Annotated in this window: 18 protein-coding genes and 1 pseudogene; 10 read left to right on the forward strand and 9 right to left on the reverse strand. The window is 63.5% G+C overall.

Features of this window, described 5'->3' with window-relative positions:
* Positions 1–12: 12 nt before the first annotated feature.
* From BLT00_RS32555 to BLT00_RS16810, 5 genes and pseudogenes are all read left to right on the forward strand, one after another.
* Positions 13–783, forward strand: a pseudogene (locus BLT00_RS32555) (MCP four helix bundle domain-containing protein); the annotation flags it as partial.
* On the forward strand, positions 775–1,638 hold the full coding sequence (locus BLT00_RS32560) for a methyl-accepting chemotaxis protein (protein WP_371856948.1): 864 nt from the start codon (positions 775–777) through the stop codon (positions 1,636–1,638). The pseudogene BLT00_RS32555 and the gene BLT00_RS32560, both read left to right, overlap by 9 nt.
* A 41-nt stretch (positions 1,639–1,679) precedes the next feature.
* Entirely contained in the window at positions 1,680–2,864 is a 1,185-nt protein-coding gene (locus BLT00_RS16800) for a pyridoxal phosphate-dependent aminotransferase (protein WP_092144685.1), read from the forward strand.
* 218 nt (positions 2,865–3,082) lie between these two features.
* Positions 3,083–3,784 carry a response regulator gene (locus BLT00_RS16805; RefSeq protein ID WP_063320633.1) on the forward strand — a complete coding sequence of 234 codons (702 nt, stop codon included), beginning with the start codon at positions 3,083–3,085 and terminating at the stop codon, positions 3,782–3,784.
* A 4-nt stretch (positions 3,785–3,788) separates the two neighbouring features.
* Positions 3,789–5,090 (forward strand): ATP-binding protein, encoded by a 1,302-nt coding sequence (locus BLT00_RS16810; protein WP_063320634.1) that lies wholly within the window; start codon positions 3,789–3,791, stop codon positions 5,088–5,090.
* Between the two features lie 68 nt (positions 5,091–5,158).
* On the opposite strand, the gene BLT00_RS16815 is transcribed toward BLT00_RS16810, so the two are convergent.
* Both BLT00_RS16815 and pncA read right to left on the reverse strand, forming a co-directional pair.
* Positions 5,159–5,800: a DUF1345 domain-containing protein gene (locus BLT00_RS16815; protein ID WP_063320635.1), complete on the reverse strand. Its 642-nt coding sequence runs from the start codon at positions 5,798–5,800 to the stop codon at positions 5,159–5,161.
* A gap of 41 nt (positions 5,801–5,841) precedes the next feature.
* Complete coding sequence (gene pncA, locus BLT00_RS16820; protein WP_063320636.1) at positions 5,842–6,495, reverse strand: bifunctional nicotinamidase/pyrazinamidase; 654 nt, start codon at positions 6,493–6,495, stop codon at positions 5,842–5,844.
* Between the two features lie 296 nt (positions 6,496–6,791).
* Here pncA and BLT00_RS16825 point away from each other — a divergent pair, with 296 nt between their 5' ends.
* On the forward strand, positions 6,792–8,870 hold the full coding sequence (locus BLT00_RS16825) for a putative bifunctional diguanylate cyclase/phosphodiesterase (RefSeq protein ID WP_063320637.1): 2,079 nt from the start codon (positions 6,792–6,794) through the stop codon (positions 8,868–8,870).
* A gap of 6 nt (positions 8,871–8,876) precedes the next feature.
* Here BLT00_RS16825 and BLT00_RS16830 read toward each other — a convergent pair whose 3' ends face one another.
* A complete protein-coding gene (locus BLT00_RS16830) occupies positions 8,877–9,980 on the reverse strand; it encodes a DNA alkylation repair protein (RefSeq protein ID WP_092144687.1) in 1,104 nt (367 codons plus the stop codon).
* Between the two features lie 251 nt (positions 9,981–10,231).
* On the opposite strand from BLT00_RS16830, the gene BLT00_RS16835 reads away from it, so the two are divergent.
* Positions 10,232–10,540, forward strand: coding sequence for an RcnB family protein (locus BLT00_RS16835; protein ID WP_063320639.1), 309 nt, complete (start codon positions 10,232–10,234; stop codon positions 10,538–10,540).
* On the opposite strand, the gene BLT00_RS16840 is transcribed toward BLT00_RS16835, so the two are convergent.
* Both BLT00_RS16840 and BLT00_RS16845 read right to left on the reverse strand, forming a co-directional pair.
* Positions 10,537–10,860: a protealysin inhibitor emfourin gene (locus tag BLT00_RS16840; RefSeq protein WP_063320640.1), complete on the reverse strand. Its 324-nt coding sequence runs from the start codon at positions 10,858–10,860 to the stop codon at positions 10,537–10,539. The genes BLT00_RS16835 and BLT00_RS16840 overlap by 4 nt on opposite strands.
* Positions 10,860–11,921, reverse strand: coding sequence for a M4 family metallopeptidase (locus BLT00_RS16845; RefSeq protein WP_092144689.1), 1,062 nt, complete (start codon positions 11,919–11,921; stop codon positions 10,860–10,862). Before BLT00_RS16845 ends, BLT00_RS16840 begins: the two co-directional genes overlap by 1 nt.
* Before the next feature lie 288 nt (positions 11,922–12,209).
* Here BLT00_RS16845 and BLT00_RS16850 point away from each other — a divergent pair, with 288 nt between their 5' ends.
* Positions 12,210–12,551 carry an FKBP-type peptidyl-prolyl cis-trans isomerase gene (locus BLT00_RS16850; RefSeq protein ID WP_003202944.1) on the forward strand — a complete coding sequence of 114 codons (342 nt, stop codon included), beginning with the start codon at positions 12,210–12,212 and terminating at the stop codon, positions 12,549–12,551.
* A gap of 13 nt (positions 12,552–12,564) precedes the next feature.
* On the opposite strand, the gene BLT00_RS16855 is transcribed toward BLT00_RS16850, so the two are convergent.
* Entirely contained in the window at positions 12,565–13,701 is a 1,137-nt protein-coding gene (locus tag BLT00_RS16855; protein ID WP_092144691.1) for a cytochrome P450, read from the reverse strand.
* Between the two features lie 82 nt (positions 13,702–13,783).
* On the opposite strand from BLT00_RS16855, the gene BLT00_RS16860 reads away from it, so the two are divergent.
* Positions 13,784–14,539: an ArsR/SmtB family transcription factor gene (locus BLT00_RS16860; RefSeq protein ID WP_092144693.1), complete on the forward strand. Its 756-nt coding sequence runs from the start codon at positions 13,784–13,786 to the stop codon at positions 14,537–14,539.
* Between the two features lie 76 nt (positions 14,540–14,615).
* On the opposite strand, the gene BLT00_RS16865 is transcribed toward BLT00_RS16860, so the two are convergent.
* The gene (locus BLT00_RS16865) at positions 14,616–15,410 is read right to left on the reverse strand and encodes an AraC family transcriptional regulator (RefSeq protein ID WP_092144695.1); all 795 of its coding nucleotides are present in this window, start codon (positions 15,408–15,410) and stop codon (positions 14,616–14,618) included.
* Positions 15,411–15,520: 110 nt separating this feature from the next.
* On the opposite strand from BLT00_RS16865, the gene BLT00_RS16870 reads away from it, so the two are divergent.
* The gene (locus tag BLT00_RS16870) at positions 15,521–16,450 is read left to right on the forward strand and encodes a DMT family transporter (protein WP_092144698.1); all 930 of its coding nucleotides are present in this window, start codon (positions 15,521–15,523) and stop codon (positions 16,448–16,450) included.
* A gap of 176 nt (positions 16,451–16,626) precedes the next feature.
* Here the strand turns inward: BLT00_RS16870 and BLT00_RS16875 are convergent, their stop codons facing one another.
* Both BLT00_RS16875 and lpdA read right to left on the reverse strand, forming a co-directional pair.
* Positions 16,627–17,646 carry a branched-chain amino acid aminotransferase gene (locus BLT00_RS16875; RefSeq protein ID WP_063320646.1) on the reverse strand — a complete coding sequence of 340 codons (1,020 nt, stop codon included), beginning with the start codon at positions 17,644–17,646 and terminating at the stop codon, positions 16,627–16,629.
* Between the two features lie 283 nt (positions 17,647–17,929).
* Positions 17,930–19,315, reverse strand: coding sequence for a dihydrolipoyl dehydrogenase (lpdA, locus tag BLT00_RS16880; RefSeq protein ID WP_092144700.1), 1,386 nt, complete (start codon positions 19,313–19,315; stop codon positions 17,930–17,932).
* Positions 19,316–19,318 lie beyond the last annotated feature (3 nt).

The raw sequence follows: 19,318 nt of genomic DNA on the forward strand, positions 1-19,318 counted from the left end.
CGAGGTCTTTCCATGTCCCTACGCAGCCTGAATATCGCGCCACGAGCCTTTCTCGGCTTCGCCGTCATCGCGTTGCTCGTCGTTATCCTCGGCGTATTCGCCGCCAACCGCATGTCTGTCATTCGCCAGGCCTCGCTGGAGATGGAACAGACCCAGGTGCCCAGCGTCGGTTATCTGGCCAATGTGCTGGAGAACGTGCTGCGCATGCGCATCCTCTCGTTCCGCATTCTGGTCAACCGGGATCCGGCCAGCCTGACCGAGGCCGAGAGCCGCATCGGCGTGCTGGTGGAAAAACTGAACAAGGCCAATAGCAGCTACGCCGCGCTGCCGAGCACGCCGCAGGAGGCCGAACTGTACAAGGTCTTTTCCGCGACCCTGGAAAAATACCTGCAAGCCCAGAAGGAAATGCTCGACCTGTCGCGGCAGAACAAGGCCGATGAGCTGCGCACCCACATCAATACGCGAATCAAGGAAGGCACCGACCTGATGGGCGAGCAGCTCAACAAGCTCATCGCGATCAACGTGGCCGGAGTCGGCGAAGCCTCGGCCAAGGCCGGTGAGCACTACGACAGCGCGATCACCGGCATCATTATTGTCTCGATCTCCGCCGCCCTGGCCACCGTGGTGCTGGCCTTGCTGCTGACCCGCAGCATCGTCGCGCCGCTCAACCGGGCATTGGAGGCTGCGCGGACCATTGCCAGTGGCAACCTGGTCCAGGTCATCGCGGACGATGGCAAGGATGAGCCTGGGCGCTTGCTCCAGGCCTTGGCCGCCATGCAAGTCAGCCTGCGCCAGACCATCGAGCAGATTGCCGGTTCGGCCACTCAACTGGGCGCTGCGGCGCAAGAGCTGAGCGCCGTGACCCAGGAATCCTCCCGCGGCCTGCAACAGCAGCACAACGAAATCGAACAGGCGGCCACGGCGGTCAACGAAATGACCGCCGCGGTCGAAGAGGTAGCCCGTAACGCGGTGTCCACCTCCGAGGCGTCGAACCAATCGACCCAGGCCGCCCAGGAAGGCCGCACACGTGTGGTCGAAACCGTCGACGCGATCCAGACCATGACCCACGACGTGCAGGCCACCGCCTCGATGATCGAAGGCCTGGCGGTCCAGGGCCGCGACATCGGCAAGGTGCTGGACGTGATCCGCGCCATCGCCGAACAGACCAACCTGCTGGCCCTCAACGCCGCCATCGAAGCCGCTCGCGCCGGGGAGGCCGGACGCGGTTTTGCGGTGGTGGCCGACGAAGTCCGGGCCCTGGCCCATCGCACTGCGCAATCGACCCAGGAAATCGAAAAAATGGTCGCCGGTATCCAGAACGGCACCGGCCAGGCCGTGCAGTCGATGCAACAAAGCAACCAGCGTACCCAAAGCACTCTGGAAATGGCCCGCGCCGCCGGCGTGGCCCTGGAGCAGATCACTCAGTCGATCCACCAGATCAACGAACGCAACCTGGTCATCGCCAGTGCATCGGAGGAACAGGCCCAGGTTTCCCGTGAAGTGGACCGCAACCTGGTGAACATTCGCGACCTGGCCACCCAGTCGGCCAGCGGCGCCAAACAGACCAGCGACGCGACCCACGAACTGTCGCGCCTGGCGGTGGGGTTGAATGCGATGGTGGCGCGGTTTGTGATTTGAGATAGGGTTGAGGCTGGATATTGCGCAATCAGGAGAGATACATGCGCTTTTCAGTCTTGACCCAACGCATCACCGGCGATGGTGCCGCCGCCTGGCAGATTCACGACCGGGCGCTGGCCATGCGCGAACAGGGCATGGATGTGTTGTTGCTGTCAGTGGGCGATCCGGACTTCGACACCCCGCGCGCCATTGTCGATGCTGCCGTGGGCAGCCTGCGGGCCGGTGAGACCCATTATTCGGACATCCGCGGCTTGCACACCTTGCGCACCAGTATTGCCCGGCGTCATCGCCTGCGTTGCGGCCAGCCTGCGGGGGCCGAACAGGTCGTCGTACTGCCGGGGGCGCAGTGCGCGGTGTATGCGGTCGCGCAATGCCTGCTCAACCCTGGCGACGAAGTCATCGTCGCCGAGCCGATGTATGTCACCTATGAAGCGGTGTTCGGTGCCTGCGGGGCGACAGTGGTGCCGGTGGCGGTCCGCCCGGAGAACGGTTTTCGGGTCGAACCTGCGGACGTTGCCCCCCTTGTGACCCCGCGTACCCGGGCGATGCTGCTCAACAGCCCGAACAACCCGTCCGGCGCCAGCCTGCCGATGCCCACCTGGCAGGCATTGGCCCGGTTGTGCATCGAACATGACCTGTGGCTGATCAGTGACGAGGTCTACAGCGACTTGCTCTATGACGGCGAGCACATCAGCCCCGCCAGCCTGCCGGGCATGGCCGAGCGCACCGCGACGATCAACAGCCTGTCCAAATCCCACGCCATGACCGGCTGGCGCATCGGCTGGGTCATCGGCCCTGAATCCCTCGCCGACCATTTGGCAAACCTGTCCTTGTGTATGTTGTTTGGCCTGCCGGATTTCGTGCAACGCGCAGCCCAGGTCGCCCTGGAGCAGGAGTTGCCGGAAGTGGCGCAGATGCACGACGAGTATCGCCAGCGCCGGGACCTGGTGTGCGCCATGCTCGACGACTGCCCAGGCCTCAAGCCGGTGCGGCCCGATGGCGGCATGTTCGTGATGGTCGATGTGCGCCGGACCGGTCTCGACGCCCAGGCATTTGCCGAACGGTTGTTGGACGACTATGGCGTGTCGGTGCTGGCCGGCGAGGCGTTCGGGCCCAGTGCGGCAGGGCATATCCGCCTCGGGCTGGTGGTCGATCAGGTGAAGCTGGCGGATGCGTGCCAGCGGATCACCTCGTGTGCGGCGGATCTGCTGCGGGCCCAGCGGTAACGTTTTGTAGTGGCTGTGTGAAATTGTGTAAGGGTTTTGCTCGTGGATGAGCGGGGGCGTATATCCTTGGCAGCTTGAGATCTTCTGCGCCTGGCAGGCCCTCATCGCGAGCAGGCTCGCTCCCACATTGAGTCTTTAGTGCAACTCAGGCCCCTGTGGGAGCGAGCCTGCTCGCGATAGCGTCATTTCCGGCGCCACAGCACTTTCTGGAAACACCCATGCCCAACATCCTCCTGGTCGAAGACGACTGCGCACTCTCCGAACTGATCGCCAGTTACCTGGAGCGCAACGGCTATCAGGTCAGCGTGCTCAGCCGTGGCGATCATGTGCGTGAGCGGGCACGCGTCGATCCGCCGGACCTGGTGATTCTCGACCTGATGCTGCCGGGGCTGGACGGTTTGCAAGTCTGCCGCCTGCTGCGGGCCGACTCGGCGACCTTGCCGATCTTGATGCTCACTGCCCGGGACGACAGCCACGACCAGGTCCTGGGCCTGGAGATGGGCGCCGATGACTACGTGACCAAGCCTTGCGAGCCCCGGGTGCTGCTGGCGCGAGTGCGTACCTTGTTGCGCCGCAGCAGCCTGACCGAGCCGCAGACGGTCAACGACCGCATCCTCATGGGCAACCTCTGCATCGACCTATCCGAGCGCACCGTAACCTGGCGCGGACAAGCGGTGGAGCTGTCCAGCGGCGAATACAACCTGCTGGTGGTGCTGGCCCGGCATTCCGGCGAAGTACTGAGCCGAGACCAGATCCTGCAGCGCCTGCGCGGCATCGAGTTCAACGGCACCGACCGTTCGGTGGACGTGGCGATTTCCAAGTTGCGGCGCAAGTTCGACGACAACGCCGACGAAGCCCGCAAGATCAAGACCGTGTGGGGCAAGGGTTATCTGTTCAGTCGTTCCGAGTGGGAATGTTGAGCCGATGTGGAAGCTGCTGATTCGCCTTTACCTGGTCACCATCGTGTCCTACAGCGCGGCGATCTACCTGATGCCCGAACTGGTGATCCGCCTGTTCCAAGACCGTTTCATGACCTACAACCTCGATTACTCCCGTGGCCTGCAAACCTTGATGGTCAAGCAGTTCCGCGCCGTGCCCAGCGAGCAGTGGCCGGCGCTGGCGGCGCAGATGGACAAGGAGTTCGAGCCGCTGCGCATCGAGCTGGCGGCGATCGATGACGGCGGCTTCAGTGCCGATGAGCAGGCGCGTCTCAAGCGCGGCGAGAACGTGGTGCGCATCGGTGACTGGGCCTGGCGCACCTTGGCGGCGGCACCGCTGGACGGGCGCACCGCGGTGAAAATGGTCGTGCCGCCGGACCCGGCCGACGTCAGCTGGTTGTACTGGAGCATCAACGTGTTGATCGGCGCGACCATGCTGGCCTGCCTGTTGCTCTGGTTGCGGCCTCACTGGCGCGACCTGGAACGCCTCAGGCGCACCGCCGAACGCTTCGGCAAAGGTCATCTGGGTGAGCGTACGCACATTGCCTCCAGTTCGAACATCGGCAGCCTGGCCCATGTGTTCGACACAATGGCGGGTGACATCGAGAACCTGCTCAACCAACAGCGGGACCTGCTCAACGCCGTGTCCCACGAACTGCGCACGCCACTGACACGGCTCGACTTCGGCCTGGCCCTGGCGCTGTCCGATGACCTGCCGCCGGCCAGTCGCGAGCGCCTGCAAGGGTTGGTCGCGCACATTCGTGAGCTGGATGAACTGGTGCTGGAACTGCTGTCCTACAGCCGTCTGCAGAACCCGCAACGCCTGCCCGAACGGGTCGAGGTGGCATTGGACGAGTTCATCGACAGCATCCTGGGCAGCGTCGACGAGGACCTGGCGGCGCCGGATGTGGTGATCGACGTGCTGCTGCACGGCGCGCTGGAGCGTTTCGTACTGGACCCACGCCTGACCGCTCGGGCCTTGCAGAACCTGTTGCGCAATGCCATGCGTTATTGCGAAAAGCGCATCCAGGTGGGCGTGTTGGTCAGTGATCAAGGCTGTGAGATCTGGGTCGACGACGATGGCATTGGCATTCCCGATAGCGAACGCGAGCGCGTGTTCGAGCCGTTCTACCGTTTGGATCGCAGCCGCGACCGCGCCACCGGCGGCTTCGGCCTTGGCCTGGCCATCAGCCGCCGAGCCCTGGAAGCCCAGGGCGGCACGCTGACCGTCGAAGCCTCGCCGCTGGGCGGGGCGCGCTTCAGGCTGTGGCTGCCAACACCCGCTTGAGCCTCGGTCCGATCTCTGTGGCGAGGGAGCTTGCTCCCGCTGGACCGCGAAGCGGTCCCAATGGCCCCTTACCCAAACAACCCCGCCGCAATATTGATCGAAAACCCCAGGATCGCCGTGTTGAACACAAACCCGATCAACGATTGAGCCAGGACGATCTTGCGCAACTGCCGGGTGGCGACCCCCACGTCGGACGTCTGCACCGCGACCCCGATGGTGAAAGAGAAATACAGGAAGTCCCAATAGTTGGGCGTGGTCAGCCCTTCGGCAAACCGTAGCGCCGGCTCCTTGCCTTCCCAGGTGTAATACAACCGCGCGTAGTGCACGCTGAAGATCACCCCGATCAGCAACCACGAACCGATCACGGTCATTGCCGTGAAACCGTAATGCAGCAGTTTGCCGGCGGCGTCCAGGTCGCGGCTGCCGGCCAGTTCGAAGGTGATGGTTGCCAGGCTGGCCAATGCCGCGATGCAGACCACCAGCAGGACCAGCCCGGCATTTTCATCTTCGATTTCGGCGATGCGCCGGACGTCGGGCGCCTTGGCCCGCACGGTCAGCCAGGACATCAGCACCAGGTAGGTCCAGACGCCGACATTCCAGCCGATCAGGATTTTGCTGATGATCGAGTCCACGGGAACCAGGATACCCACCGCCAGGCCAAGGACCGTGGCGCTGGACAGACGCGGGTGGGTACGGGCGAGGAAGGGCATGGAGACTCACTGTCCGCAAAGGAGGCACCTAGTATGAGCCGTCAAGCGAAGGGACGGCCATCTATCGCGCTGGAGTCGATCAATTGCACGCCCGCTTCCTGCATCCGTCGGATTGCCGCCTCCATCGAGCCGTCGATATCGATGCCCCGGCAGGCATCCAGTATCACCAGCGCATTGAACCCCGCCAACCGGGCATCCAGCGCCGAGAACATCACGCAGAAATCCAGGGCCAGCCCTACCAGGTACACGGTGTCGATGCCGCGTTCCTTGAGATAGCCGGTCAAGCCGGTAGGGGTCAGGTGATCCGCTTCCATGAAGGCTGAATAGCTGTCGATGTCCGGGTTGCAGCCCTTGCGAATGATCAGCTTGGCATGGGGGAGGTCGAGTGCCGGGTGCAGCGCGGCGCCATTGCTGCCCTGTATGCAGTGGTCGGGCCAGAGCTTCTGCTCGCCGTAGGGCAATTGGACGATGTCGAACGGTTGCTTGCCCGGATGGCTGGACGCAAACGAGGCGTGCCCGGCCGGGTGCCAGTCCTGGGCAAGGACGACGTGCCTGAATGAATGCCCCAACTGGTTGATCAGCGGCACGATCTCATCGCCACCCGGCACGGCCAGTTGGCCGCCGGGGATGAAGTCGTTCTGTACATCGATGACTACCAGCGCAGTGGTCAAAGCCCGGTTGGCGGGAACGCCCATGAATGAATCCTCCTTGGAGTGGTTCTTCGATAGTAGCTGAACGGCTTGGGCCTGGTGCGTAGACTGACGCACCGCCATCGCGAGCAGCCTCGCTCCCACAACGAATCTGCGGTGAACGCAGGATTGATGGTTTACAAAAATAGTCCTTCTGCGAGGGGTGGTGTCTTTCGTCGAAAATATTCCAGCGTTGATGGCTTTTTGATATTTGGTTCGTGCGTCCCTGTCACGATTAAGTACAATCGCCGGCCTTCAACCGGGCATGGAAGCAGTCCGGTCTCCAGTTACGAGAAAAAAACATGCTCATCGGCAGTTATTCCCCCGCCCTTGTTTCGATTTCCTTGTTTGTTGCTGTGCTGGCTTCCTATACCGCCCTGGACCTGGCCGGGCGGATCGCGACCGCCCAGGGGCGCGCCGCGCATTTGTGGATGGCCGGGGGCGCGCTGGCGATGGGGGTGGGGATCTGGTCCATGCACTTCATCGGCATGCTTGCGTTCAGCTTGCCGGTGGAGCTTGGCTACGACGTATCCATCACCGCGCTGTCGCTGCTGGTCGCGATTCTTTCCAGCGGTTTTGCCTTATGGCTGGTCAGCCAGCCGCGATTGCCGGCGTGGCAACTGGCGTTCGGCGCGCTGATCATGGGCGCCGGGATCAGCACCATGCACTACACCGGCATGGCCGCTCTGCGAATGCAGCCAGGCATCGACTATGATCCGACACTGTTCGGGGCTTCGTTGGTGATTGCTGTCGGCGCTTCGGCGGCGGCGTTGTGGATTGCCTTTCGCCTGCGCCAGAACACGCCCCACGTGCGTCTGGCTCGTGCAGGCGCTGCGGTGGTCATGGGGGTCGCCATCGTCGGCATGCACTACACCGGCATGGCCGGGGCGCGGTTCAGCGACGGCAGCTTTTGTGGCTCCCTGGACGGCTTGAGCGGCAAGGGCCTGGACAATCTGGTGTTGATCACCACCCTGGCGGTGCTGGCCATCGCCTTGTTGACGTCGATTCTCGATGCGCGCCTGGAAGCCCGTACTGCGGAGTTGGCCCAATCGCTGACCCTGGCCAACCGGGAACTGACCCAGTTGGCCCTGCACGACCCCCTCACCGGACTGCCCAACCGGGTATTGCTGGCTGATCGTATCGACCAGGCCATGCACCGGGTGCAAGAGCAGGGTGGCTGCTTCGCCCTGATGTTCATCGACCTGGATGGTTTCAAGCCGGTCAACGACGCCTTCGGTCACCACATGGGCGATTTGTTGCTGCGGGACGTGGCCCTGCGCCTGCGTGAGGACCTACGCAGCCAGGACACCCTGGCGCGGATCGGCGGTGATGAGTTCGTGCTGCTGGTGCAACTGGCTGAACCCGACGACGCCTTGCGATTGGCGGCACGTCAGGTCGGCCTGATCGCACGCACGTTCCGGGTGGCTGAGCATGACTTGCAGATCTCCGCCAGCGTCGGTATCGCCCTTTACCCTGGCAACGGCCAGAGCGCCGACGAACTGTTGATGAACGCCGACGCGGCGATGTACCACGCCAAGGGCGCCGGCAAGAACGGCTACAGCTTTTTCGACGCGTCGATGAACAGCAACGCCCGCAAGCAATTGCAGTTGCTGCAAGACTTGCGTATCGCCGTCGAACAGCGGCAATTCAGCCTGTACTACCAGCCCAAGTTCGATGCCGCCAACGGCCAGCCGGTCGGCGCCGAGGCCTTGTTGCGCTGGAGCCATCCGACCCAGGGCCTGTTGATGCCCGACACCTTCATCGACCTGGCGGAAAAGACCGGGTTGATCATCCCCATCGGCGAATGGGTGTTGAACGAAGCCTGTCGGCAGATGCGTGAATGGTACGTGCTCGGTTATACCGATTGGCGCATTGCGGTGAACCTGTCGGCGTTGCAGTTCTGCCATACCGGTTTGGTGCAGAGCGTGGCCAAGGCCTTGGAAACGCATCAGCTGCCGGCCAACAGCCTGACCTTGGAAATCACCGAAACCACCGCCATGAGCGATGCGGACGCGAGCATGACGGTGCTGCAACAGCTCTCGGACATGGGCGTGGACCTGTCCATCGACGACTTCGGCACCGGCTATTCGAGCCTGATGTACCTCAAGCGCCTGCCGGCCAACGAGCTGAAGATCGATCGCGGCTTTGTGCGTGACCTGGAGCACGACAGCGATGACGCGGCGATCGTCTCGGCCATCGTCGCCCTCGGCCAGGCCCTGGGCCTGCGGATCGTCGCCGAAGGTGTGGAGACCGATGTGCAACAAGACTTCCTGACCCAGTTGGGCTGCGATTCGCTGCAGGGCTATCTGCTGGGGCATCCACTGCCGGCTGAGCGGTTCATCCACGACATTCGCCAGGCACAACGGGTGGCGGTGGGCTGAGCCACTTCAAGGCACGATGTCGAACGCCGTGCTGCCAAGTCGCTCGCCGTTGACCAGCAGGTGCACGGCATGCCGGCCCGCGTAGTGTTTGCGGGTGGTCAACTCGCGAATGTGCTGGGAGCGGCTGAGGTTGACGCAACCCTGGGCGGGCAGGTCGAAGGTCTTGAGCTTGAAGACTTTGGCCGAGGTGCCGCCCGAGGCTTTCACGTAGTCGACGGCATAGTCGATCACCAGGCGTTGGCTCTGCCCGAGGGTTGATTGCACCGTGAAGGACAGCGTGACCTGTTCCCCCAGGCGAATCACCGCAGGCGTCACCTGCAAATCCAGCACTTGGACCTGTGCCTTGCCGCCGACCCCGATGACGCCCAACGCCCTGGGGTTGCCTTGTTTGATCAGGCTGCGCAGCGCGTGCCGGGCGATCCATGCCGTGTGGCGGTCTTGCAGCGGCCAACCTTCGATCTGGTCCAGCACCCAGTCGGGATGCTGCTTGGTGACGTCGTTGAGGTGGTTGGCCACGGATTTGCGCACATAAAGGCTATCGTCGGCCTTGAGCGTGTCGAGGATCGCGGCGGCGAGGTCAGGGTTGGCCTGGATCGGCTCCAGGTGAAACGACCACGGCAAGCGTGGCCGGCTGCCTTCGCTGGCCAGGCGACGTACGTGCTCGTTGGCGTCCAACGCCCAGTCGTGCATGACCTTGAGGGTGCGTTCCAGGTCATCGCGCAGGAAGTGCCGCACGGCGAACTCCGACGAGCCGAACCGGGTGAAATACTTGAGCGCGTCCAGCGACACGTCGAAGCGATGCCGGCCATAAGACGCCACGTAGTGGGGCAGGAACATGCTGACGAACATGCTGTTCAGGCGCGGGGCCAGGGCGCGCAGCACTTCCAGCGAAGCTTCATAACCGAGGGGCAGTACGGCATGCAGGCACTCACTGACCCGGGCCATGCGCTGCATCACCGACAACTCGGCCAGCCCGTCGTTAGCCATGCGCAAGAATGCCTTGGCGTCGAATGCCGGATACACCGCGCGCATTTCGCTGGCGATGTGTTCCAGGCGGGCGCTGTTGAAGATTTCCTTGAGGGCAGGGGAGGCAGTGGTCGAAGTCGTCATGGCAGGGGCCGTCGTGCAGGGCTTGTCACTATATCCCGTGGCGAGGGAGCTTGCTCCCGCTCGGCTGCGTAGCAGTCGTAACCCCCGTGAATGCCGCATCACTGAATGACCGCGTCGCCTGGATTGGGGCTGCTGTGCAGCCCGGCGGGAGCAAGCTCCCTCGCCACGGGGTACAGTTTCCAGGAATTAAGGAATGATTCGCCGCCCGCGAAGTCCCAGATTCAGTCCCTCGAATAACTGGAGTTTTTTCTATGCGCAAACCATCCCTGATCGCCAGCCTGGTCCTGATCGCCGGCCTTGGAGCCCTTGGGCCTGTTGCGCAAGCGGTCGAGAAAACCGGAGACGCCCTGGAGCATTCGCCGAGCAATGGCCGCAGGCTGGTGGAGAACGACCGGGTCCCGGCGGACTACCAGCGCGCGGACAGGGCCATGAAAGACTGGAAGCAGAAGGAACTCGAGCAACCGACAAACGAGCAGCAATGGGTGCAGATCGACGACAAGTACTTGCTGATCGAAACCGTATCCGGCGCCATCGTCAAGATCGTGCCGGCCACACGCTAGAGCACTTCGCCCTTGTCCCACAGGTGAACCAGCTCGCCGGGTGCCTGGTCCTCAGGCACCTGCAGTACCATCTCGTCATCCTGGTCGTTGGCGCGATAGCGCACCTCGATCTGGAAAAAACGCTGGTCGCCGCGCCCAGGCGTGGAGGACGTCAGTGGCAGGCAACCCTCCAGGACCGAACAGATGCGCGTGCGCTGGTCGAGGTCGCACTGGGCGAATTCGATTTCCCGTGGCCGGGTCAGCGCATGGATGGCGGCCACGCCACCCTGGCGCGACAGCCGTACCACGGCTTTGTCGTCGAGGTCTGGAAGGGTTTTCATCAGCTCTCCTGTGTCAGGTCGACGCCGACCTGGGCCCAGCCGTTCTGCACCGCTTGCACTTCCCGCGTGCCGAAGCGCTGGCGGGCGTGCTCGACGGTCAGGCGGGCAAAGGCGCTGAAGGACGCGTCATTGGCCAATCTTCGGTCGCACAAGGTTTCATACCAGATCCGGCCGGCCTTTTCCCAGGCAAATCCGCCCAGCGTGGTCGCCACCAGATAAAAGGCCCGGTTGGGAATGCCCGAGTTGATGTGCACGCCGCCGTTGTCTTCACGGGTAATCACGAATTCGCGCATGTGCGCCGGTTGCGGGTCCTTGCCCAGCAACGGGTCATCGTAGGCGCTGCCGGGGTTGGACATGCTGCGCAGGCCGTCGCCGTTGATCTTGTTGGTGAGCAGGTCGGCGCCGATCAGCCAGTCGGCCTGGTCGGCGGTCTGTTCAAGTACGAACTGCTTGACCAGCACACCGAACACGTCGGAGATGGATTCGTTCAGCGCACCGGACTGGTTGGCGTAGATCAACCCGGCTTCGCTTTCGGTGACGCCATGGGCCAGCTCGTGGGCCACCACGTCCAGGGAACGGGTGAAGCGCTGGAAGATTTCACCATCGCCGTCGCCGAACACCATCTGCGCGCCGTTCCAGAAGGCGTTTTCATAGCCCTGGCCATAATGCACGCTGCCCACCAGGGCGAAGCCTTTGTTGTCGATGGAGTCGCGCCCCAGCACGTTCCAGAAAAAATCATAAGTGGCGCCGAGGGCGTCGTAGGCTTCGTCCACGGCCGGGTCGCCACTGGCCCGCTGGCCTTCCAGGCGGACCGGCTGGCCGGGCAGTTCCATGCTGTTCTGGGCGTCATGCACGCTGCGTTGCGGCTGTCCGGCCTTGCCGGGCTTGGGCAGCTTCGCGGCGGCGGGAAGATTGCCGGGCGGGCCGGGGTTGTGCCGTAGGCTGCGCACGTGGGTCAAGGTGCCGAGAGCGCTGGAGCGTTGCTGTTCGGAGCCGTGGGCGATGATGCGATTGAGGATGTATGGCGGAATGAAACCGTGGAGCGGACGAGAGTCGAACATCAGAAAATCCTTATCTGAAATGCAGGGTCGATACCCATGTGAACCGAAGAGGCCGCTGCGGTTCCCTAGGGGGCGGGTTTGTGTGATCGACCCCTGTGGCGAGGGAGCTTGCTCCCGCTGGGCTGCGAAGCAGCCCCAAAACCTTGCCCCTGAATGTGTCAGGCAGACCGCATGCAACCTGTCGGGTCGCGGCGCAACCCAGCGGGAGCAAGCTCCCTCGCCACAAAAGATTGCCAGATGCCTGGAATTCTGCGAAAACCCGGCGCTTGAATGACACGGACAGATCCCATGAATGAAGAACTGCAAATCATCGACCTGGAACAGGGCGATGGCAAAAGCGTAGTCAAAGGTGCGCTGATCACCACCCAATACCGCGGCACCCTCGAAGATGGCACCGAATTCGATTCGTCCTACAGTCGCGGCAAGCCCTTCCAATGCGTGATCGGCACCGGCCGCGTCATCAAGGGCTGGGATCTGGGCCTGATGGGCATGCAAGTCGGTGGCAAGCGCAAGTTGTGGGTGCCGGCGCACCTGGCCTACGGTGAGCGGTCCATGGGTGCCCACATCAAGCCCAACGCCAATCTGATCTTTGAAATCGAGTTGCTGGAAGTCCTGACCCGCGACGACTGATGGGCTGAGCGGGTCATGGCCTGTCGGTACGTGATTGCTCGCTGAATAGCGGGATGCGGCCGTTGACGGAGGGGCGATAGCGCCAGGTCAGCTGATCCAGTGGCGGTTTCTGCTCGATAATCGCCGCCAGTGTGGCGCGGGCGATGTCCATCGCCAGGGTTTGGCCTGGGCATTCATGGCGTCCGCTGCCGAAGCTGAAACTGCGGCGGTTCGGGCGGTCGAGCAGCAGGGTGTCTGGTCGGGGGTTGAGTTGCGGGTCGCGGTTGGCTGAGGCCAGCAGCACCAGGACCACCTCCCCAGGGTTCAGCGCAGTGCCGAGGATTTCGCAGGGCGCGGCGATGAAGCGGCGAGTGTTTTGCACCGGCGGGTCGAAACGTTGGACTTCGGCCAGCAATGAGTCGACCTGTGTGGGGGCCTCCCGTAGCGTCCGGCGCAACGCTGGATCGCCGATCAGCGCCAGCAACGCGTTGCCAATCAGGCCAGCGGTGGCTTCATAGGTTTGCGAGAGCAGCCCCATCAGGTTGGCGATTTTACTGTCCGGATCAGCGCCTTCGAAGCCTTGGTCAATGCCCCGCAACACAGCGTTGTCCTGCGCCTCTATCCGCGCCTGGAATAAACTGGCCAGTTGCTCGCTGGCCTGGTGCGCTGCGTCCAGTTGCTGTGCTTGGCTCAAAGGCGACAGGCCGGCGACGAAGTCTGCGGTCAATTCGCTGACCCGGTGACAGTCCGTCGGGCTGAAGCCCAGCAACGCCGCGACCACGCTGGCCGGCCCGATGAACTGGGCCTGGTGCAGGCCTTCGGCGCCCCCTTGGAGAACGCGGGCCCTGACCAGTGCCTCGACCTGCCGGGGGGCGATGTCCTGCAACCGCGGCGCAATCGCTGCCCTCGGGCAACGTTGCTGCTCTCCTTCGTTCATGCGCATCAGATGCCCGAACACCCGCCCGGCCGGCCCCTCGGCGATGGCCTTTGGCACCGGCTCGTGGGCCGGACGCACATGGCAATCGGGATGGTGCAGCACCGCGCACACGGCCTCGGCGCTGCTGGCGACCCACTGATTCAGTTCGGGATCGAAGGCCAGCCCGCCGGCAGCGCGCAGGGCGGCGTAAAAAGGGTAAGGGTCGGAATGTGTCGCGGCGGTGATCGGGTCCATGAAGCGCGGCCTTGTTCGTGATGGAGAAAGTGTTGCTACTATCTCCAGTCGATGCATGGCTTGATTCGTCGGGGAGCGAAATATGAACGCAGAGCACCATGACCTGGGCGTGTCCCAAGTGGCGGCGGCCATTGCCGAACCGGCGCGCACCCGGATGCTGTGCGCGTTGATGGATGGCCATGCCCGCACCAGCACCGAATTGGCGAGCATCGCCGAGGTCAGCGCCTCGACCGCCAGCGCCCATCTGGCGAAACTCAAGCAAATGGCCTTGGTGCGCTTGCATGTCCAGGGCCGTCATCGTTATTACAGCCTGGCCGACCCGCGCGTCGCCCAGGCACTGGAGGCACTGATGGTGATCGGCCAAAGCGCCGCACCGACTTTCACCCCGCGCACACCGGATCGCCTGCAATTTGCCCGCACCTGTTACGACCACATGGCCGGCACTCTGGCGGTGCGCCTGCATGACCGGATGATTGAGGCTGGATGGCTGATAGAGGTGGAAGGCGATGGCTATCGGCTGAGTGATTCCGGCGAGGCGGTGCTCGAGGGCTTGGGCATCGATGTCCTGCACCTTGCCACGCAACGCCGTCGATTCGCCTGCCCCTGCCTGGATTGGAGCATGCGCCGCCCCCACCTGGGCGGTGCCTTGGGCGCGGCGTTGCTGCAAGTGGCGATCAAGCGCAAATGGGTGATCCAGGACCTGGACAGCCGGGCGCTGGGAGTGACGGCCAGTGGTCGCCGGGAGATGGCGGGGCGGTTTGGGGTCAGTGCCGAAATCGATGTCAAGCCCGCCTCCGTCATCGCGAGCAAGCTCGCCCCCACAGTGGGCCTGCGCTGAACACAAGACCCATGAACACCCAAGATCCCCGGTGGCAGCGAGCTTGCTCGCGATAGCCGTTTCAGCACCACCCACATCATCCAGCCATATGCCGGCGCCGATACTCCTCCGGCGTGGTGCCCATCATTTTGCGGAACATGCTGATGAACGCCGAGGCGCTGCTGTAGCCCAGGTCCAGGCCGATGGTTTCCACGCTCTGGCCACGTTCGAGCAGGGCCAGGGCCTCGATGACTTTGAGACGTTGGCGCCATTCCACCAGTGACATGCCCAGGTCCCGCTGGGCCCGGCGCATCAGCGTGCGCTCGGTGGTGTTGGCGGCGCGGGCCAGTTGCGGCAAGGAGCGCGGGTCGCTGGGGTTCGCTTCCAAGGCCCGCAGCACGGGGCCCAGCAGTGGATCGTCCGAGGAGGGCAGGTAGCTGCCGGCGTGGGGCGCTTGCGCCAGCTTGTCCACCAACACCTGCAGCAAGCGCTGCTGCTCGGGCGTCTGCGGTTGGCTCGGTGGATCGCTGCGCAGCTCTTCCAGCAGGGCACGGATCAGCGGGCTCAAGGTCAGCGCGCAGGGTACGGCCGGCAACGCGTCGCACAGTTCGGCGGCCAGGTACAACGAACAATGGCAGGCCTCATGCCGATTGAAGCCAACGTGTTCCATGTCCGGTGGCAACCAGATGCCGTACTGCGGTGGCGCCAGGTAATGGTGTTGGGCGATCTCGATTTCCATCACGCCACTGTAGGAGTAGACGAACTCACCCCAGGCATGTCGGTGCCGGGGGTAAGTGGCATGGGCCGGCATGCAGGCGCTGCGAAAGAAAATCGGCGAGGGCAGGACCGCTTCGAACGGAGGAATCTTCAGATGTTGGGCTGGAGGCTGCATATCGACCGCAATGGCGGATTACCGGGATGGCTTGTCGGGTAATCACTATATCCAGCAAAGGTGCCAGGTAGACAATCCTTTCCATCTCTTTCTGTCCAAGGACCGTTCCCATGACCACCCGCCGCGCCCTGGATGGCCAGGTCTGCGCCCTGATGACCGGCCTCTGTGCCATTTGGGGTTTCCAGCAAGTCGCGATCAAGGCCGGCGCCGCCGACATGGCGCCGATGCTGCAGTTGGGCGTGCGCTCGGCCATCGCTGCGGTACTGGTCTGGTTGTTGGTGCTGGTGCGCGGTGAACGCCTGTCCCTGGCCGATGGCAGTTGGCGTCCGGGCATGCTGGTGGGATTGTTGTTTGCCCTGGAGTTCGTGATGGTGGGCGAAGGTCTGCGGCATACGACGGCTTCGCACATGGTGATTTTCCTCTACACCGCACCGATGTTCGCCGCCCTCGGCTTGCACTGGAAACTGCCTAGCGAACGCCTCAAGCCGGCGCAATGGCTGGGCATCGCCGTTGCCTTCGGCGGGATCGTGGTGGCTTTCAGCGGGGGCTCGGGCGCGGCGAACGGCAGTTCGTTGCTCGGTGACGGCATGGGCTTGCTGGCCGGTGCGCTGTGGGGCGCAACCACGGTGACGGTACGCTGTTCGCGGTTGACGAATCTGCCGGCCAGCCAGACGCTGCTTTACCAACTGGTTGGCGCCGGGATGCTGCTGATCGGAATGTCGGTAGCCCTGGGGCAAACGACGATCAACCCCACGCCACAACTCATTGCCAGCATGGCGTTCCAGGTGTTGCTGGTATCCTTCGCCAGCTTCCTGATCTGGTTCTCCCTGCTGCGCCACTACCTCGCTTCGCAACTGGGTGTGCTGTCGTTCATGACGCCGCTGTTTGGCATCGGTTTTGGCGTCTGGTTGCTGGATGAGCCGCTGGAGCCGAACTTTATCGTGGGCGCGGTTCTGGTGCTGGGCGGGATCTTGCTGGTCAGCGGTTATGGATGGTTTCGCCAGCGTTGGGGGCGATGGCCGGTTTTGCGTCGAGAGTAGTGGGGGCAGATCCATGTGGCGAGGGAGCTTGCTCCCGCTGGGCTGCGCAGCAGCCCCAAACCAGGCAACCCGGCCATTCAGACAGATCGCGTTTACCGGGTTGCGACTGCTGCGCAGCCGAGCGGGAGCAAGCTCCCTCGCCACAAAAGCTCCCGAGTGCTACAGGTGGGCTTGGATCAAACCTTGACGATCCAACCCGCTGGCGCTTCCACGTCACCGGTCTGCACGCCGGTCAGCTCTTTGTAGAGCTTCTGGGTGATCGGGCCGACTTCGGTTTCGCTGTGGAACACGTGCAGCTTGTCCTTGTAGCTGATGCCGCCAATCGGGGTGATCACCGCAGCGGTACCGCAGGCGCCGGCTTCCTTGAAGTCCGACAGCTTGTCGATGAACACGTCGCCTTCGATCACTTCCAGGCCCAGGCGCGATTTGGCCAGTTCGATCAACGACAGGCGAGTGATGCCCGGCAGGACCGAAGGGGAGTTGGGCGTGACGAATTTGTTGTCGTGGGTGATACCGAAGAAGTTGGCCGAGCCGACTTCCTCGATTTTCGAGTGGGTCATTGGGTCCAGGTAGATGCAGTCGGCGAAATTGGCCTTTTTGGCCTGGGAACCGGGCATCAGGCTGGCGGCGTAGTTGCCACCGACCTTGGCCGCGCCGGTGCCTTGTGGGGCGGCGCGGTCGAAGCTGGAGATCAGGAAGTTGTGCGGGGTCAGGCCGCCCTTGAAGTAGGCGCCGACCGGGATGCAGAAAATCGAGAAGATGAACTCGGGTGCGGTGCGCACGCCGATGTTGTCACCCACGCCGATCACGAACGGGCGCAGGTACAGCGCGCCGCCGGTGCCGTAAGGCGGGATGAAGCGCTCGTTGGCGCGGACCACTTGCTTGCAGGCCTCGACGAACTGCTCGGTGTCGACGTGCGGCATCAGCAGGCGGGCGCAACTGCGCTGCATGCGGGCGGCGTTCTGGTCCGGGCGGAACAGGTTGATGGAGCCGTCCTTGCAGCGATAGGCCTTCAGGCCTTCGAAGCACTGCTGGCCGTAGTGCAGGGCGGTGGAGCCCTCGCTGATGTGCAGCACGTTGTCTTCGGTCAGGGTGCCCGCGTCCCAGGCACCATCGCGCCAGTGCGACAGGTAGCGCTTGTCGGTCTTGATGTAGTCAAAGCCCAGTTTGTCCCAATTGATGCTCTCGTTACCCATGACACCCTCTATTGCTTAACAACCGTCGAAACGGTTCAAGGCTTCTGACGTTTTTTGGATGGGGACAACAATACTTCATTCCGGGGCTGTTTCGCAGCCCGCTCGATAGGTGACAGGCAGATTTTCTGCCGACTCCCCCGTGGCGAGGGAGCTTGCTCCCGCTCGGCTGCGAAGCAGTCGTCACCCGGCCAACGCGGTGTGACTGACCGATCCCAGTGCTCGGATAGGGGCTGCTGCGCAGCCCAGCGGGAGCAAGCTCCCTCGCCACAGGTGAAACGCATGCCTACAGATGCAACGCATGCCCCAACGCCCGCAACGCCGCTTCCTGCACGGCCTCGCCCAGCGTCGGATGGGCGTGGATGGTGCCGGCGATGTCCTCCAGGCGCGCGCCCATCTCCAGGGATTGGCCGAAGGCGGTGGACAGCTCCGACACGCCGACGCCGACCGCTTGCCAGCCAACGACCAGGTGATTGTCACGTCGCGCCACGACCCGGACGAAACCGCTTTTCGATTCCAGGGTCATGGCCCGACCGTTGGCGGCGAACGGGAAGCTCGACACAATGCAATCGAGCCCGGCCGCCTTGGCTTCGTCCGGCGTCTTGCCGACCACCACCAGTTCCGGATCGGTGAAGCACACCGCGGCGATGGCCGTTGGGTTGAATTCCCTGTGCTGGCCGGCGATCAGCTCGGCGACCATTTCACCCTGGGCCATGGCTCGGTGGGCGAGCATCGGTTCACCGCTCAGGTCGCCGATGGCCCAGACGTTGCGCATGCTGGTCTGGCAGCGCTGGTCGATTTTCACCGCCGCACCGTTCATCGCCAGGTTCAACGCTTCGAGATTCCAGCCCTGGGTGTTGGGTTTGCGACCCACGGCCACCAGTACCCGGTCAGTGTCCAGGTTCAGCGTGTCGCCAGCGGGGTCACGCACTTGCAAAGTGCTGGCCTGGGCATCGAACCCTTCGACGCTGTGCTTGAGGTAGAGCTTGATGCCCAATTGCTTGAGTGCTTCGTGCACCGGTTGGGTCAGTTCGCCGTCGTAGGCCGGCAGGATCCGTTCCTGGGCCTCGACCACACTGACCTCGGCGCCGAGCTTGCGGTAGGCGATGCCCAGTTCCAGGCCGATGTAGCCACCGCCGACCACCACCAGGTGCTTGGGCACCGAGGTGGGGGCGAGGGCTTCGGTGGAGGAAATGATTGGCCCGCCCACTGGCAGCATCGGCAGGTCGACGCTTTTCGAACCAGTGGCCAGCAGCAGGTGTTCGCACTGGATGCGGGTGTCACCGACCTCGACCGTCTTGCCATCGATCACCTTGGCCCAGCCGTGAATGACCTGGACCTTGTGCTTCTTCAACAGCGCCGCGACGCCGGTGGTCAGGCGATCGACGATGCCGTCCTTCCATTCCACACTCTTGCCGATGTCCAGGCTCGGCGCCGACACCGTGATGCCCAGGGCCGAGCCCTGGCTGTGGTGCCGCGTCTGGTGGAACTGTTCGGCCACGTGAATCAAGGCCTTGGACGGAATGCAGCCGATGTTCAGGCAGGTCCCACCCAACGCCTGGCCTTCCACCAGGAGGGTCGGGATGCCCAGTTGACCGGCGCGGATCGCCGCCACATAGCCGCCGGGGCCGCCGCCGATGATCAGCAGCGTGGTGTTCAAAGTCTGTTGCATGCC

The sequence above is a fragment of the Pseudomonas sp. NFACC51 genome (genome assembly GCF_900103575.1).
In the GTDB taxonomy this organism is placed as follows: domain Bacteria; phylum Pseudomonadota; class Gammaproteobacteria; order Pseudomonadales; family Pseudomonadaceae; genus Aquipseudomonas; species Aquipseudomonas fluorescens_Q.